Consider the following 2146-nt stretch of genomic DNA (forward strand, 5'->3'; position numbering starts at 1 on the left):
GCAGCGGCACCGCCGCCAGGACGTCGGCCCCACAGGCGGGCCCGGCGAGGTTCGGCCCCCCGGCGCGGTTCAGCACCCCGGGGGCGGCCGGCTCCGATGCGGGGGCGTCGCGCGGGGTCGTGGCTGCCGTGCAACGCGCGTTCTCCCGGCGGTCGTCGGACCGGGCGGCGGAGCACCCGTCAGCGCAGCCAGGCACCGGCCCGACCGCAGCCGGACCCGCGAACCCGTCGTACGCCTTGCCCGACCGACCCCGTGAGGTGGTCCCGAACCCGAGCGCCCCGGCGTTGCAGCGTTCCGCCATGCCGAAGTCGGCAGGCCGCCCGAGCCCCGGCGCCCCCGGTACGGCGTCCACGACGGCGGCGGCCGCCGCCCCACGCCCGCCGGTCGTCCGGCTCAGGCCCGTGACGGCCGCGTCGGTCCAGCGCCTTCCGGCGACGTCCCGGCCCCCGCAGCCGTCCCCGGCGCAGCAGCCCGCCGTCCCGGCCGCCACCGTGTCCTCCGGCGCACCCGCGCTCGTCGTGTCACGGGCCCTGCCCACCGGGCACGCCACCACCGCCACCAGGGCCGCCAACGCCGCAGTCACCGCGCCCGCCCCGCCTTCGCCCGCCACGGCGCGGCTGTTGCAGCGGGTGGCCGAGCAGAACGGCCTGACCGGGGTGCCGCTGACCGCCGTCCCAGCGCGTACGCCCACCACGGTGCAGCGCGCAGCGCCGTCCCCGGCCGCCTCGACGGCCGCAACCACCCCGGGGAGCGCCCCCGGCGGACCGCCCGCCGCGTCGTCCGCCGACCCCGCCGACCTCGACGAACTGGCCCGGCGGCTGGTCGAACCGGTCGGCCGGCTGCTGCGCACCGAGTTGCGCAGGGGCCGGGAGCGCGGCGGCAAGCCGTACGACATGCGCCGCTGAGCGCGGAGCGGGAAACGCACACCAGAACGACACACACCAGCCGGACGGCCGCCAGCGGGCCGCGGCGACGTGACCGGAAGCAAGGGAGCAGGGAGCCGAACCGATGACCGACACCATCTTCGCGACCAGTGTGTTCTTCAGCCTGACCATCGGCGGCAACGACCTGGGTGAGTTCACCACCTGCTCGGGACTCGGCGCCCAGGTCGAGATCGAGCAGTACGCGGAGGGCGGCAACAACGGCTTCGCCTGGCAGCTGCCGGGCCGCATCACCTGGACGAACATCACGCTGACCCGGGCGGTCACCGCCGATACGACGAAGATCGCCCGCTGGCTGTCCGAGATCGTCCGCAAGGTCGAGCCGAAGGACGGCGAGATCGTGGCGCTGCGGCCGGACCTGAGCCGGATCGTCGGCTGGCAGGTGCTCGGGATCGTCCCGGTGCGCTGGGAGGGCCCGTCCTTCGACCCGGCCAACTCCCAGGCCGCGATGGAGACCCTGGAGATCGCCCACGCGGGCCTGCGCCCCTTCTGACCCCACCGCCCGCCAGGCCCGACCCCACAGCCGACCCGCCAGCCCGACCCACGGAAGGAGCACCAGGATGTCCCCAGCGGTCCCCGCGAGCGTCACCCGGGCCCAACTGACCATCATGGAGCCACCGTCCACGGTCGGCGCCCAGCCCGGCGGCACGCTCGCGCAGCTCCGGCTCCAGTTCAACCCGGCGACCCTGGTGCTGCGCAGGACCACCGAGTGGCGGCGCACTCCGTCCCGGATGGCGGGCGAGTCCGCGCTGCCCGAGTTCGTCGGCAGCGGTCCGCGCTCGCTCTCCCTCGACGTGTTCCTGGACTCCACCGCGACCCACGACAACTCGGTGGAGCGGGCGGTGGAGCAGCTGATGACGGCCTGTGTGCCCACCCCGGCCAGCCTGGCGCGCAAGACGCCGGCCAGCCCGTGGATCCGGCTGGACTGGGGCACCCTGAAGACCACGTCGTTCAACGGGGTGCTGACCGGCCTCTCGGTCACCTACTCGCTCTTCGACGTGGACGGGAAGCCGCTGCGGGCGGTCTGCTCGCTCACCATCGACGAGGCCAGCGTCGACCCGGCCGGCCAGAACCCGACCTCGGGCTCGCCGGAGGCCCGCAGCACCCACCGGGTGATCGCCGGCGACAGCCTGCCGCTGCTCGCCTCCGTCCCCGTCGTCGAGGCGACCGGCACGCGGACCAAGAACTTGGCGACCCTCCTCGTC

The 2146-nt window shown here is 75.3% G+C and carries 3 protein-coding genes; all 3 read left to right on the plus strand.

Translation table 11 applies throughout. The annotated features are described in order from the left end of the window. Positions 1-299: 299 nt before the first annotated feature. Positions 300-905, plus strand: a complete 606-nt coding sequence (locus tag ACWDCZ_RS40640) for a hypothetical protein (protein WP_449818629.1) — start codon at positions 300-302, stop codon at positions 903-905. A gap of 103 nt (positions 906-1008) precedes the next feature. Then, positions 1009-1434, plus strand: coding sequence for a phage tail protein (locus ACWDCZ_RS40645; RefSeq protein ID WP_049657629.1), 426 nt, complete (start codon positions 1009-1011; stop codon positions 1432-1434). Positions 1435-1501: 67 nt separating this feature from the next. Next, positions 1502-2146 (plus strand): CIS tube protein (locus ACWDCZ_RS40650; RefSeq protein ID WP_449818630.1); only part of this gene is annotated, 645 nt, incomplete at its 3' end.

The sequence above is a fragment of the Kitasatospora sp. NPDC001225 genome (genome assembly GCF_053597855.1).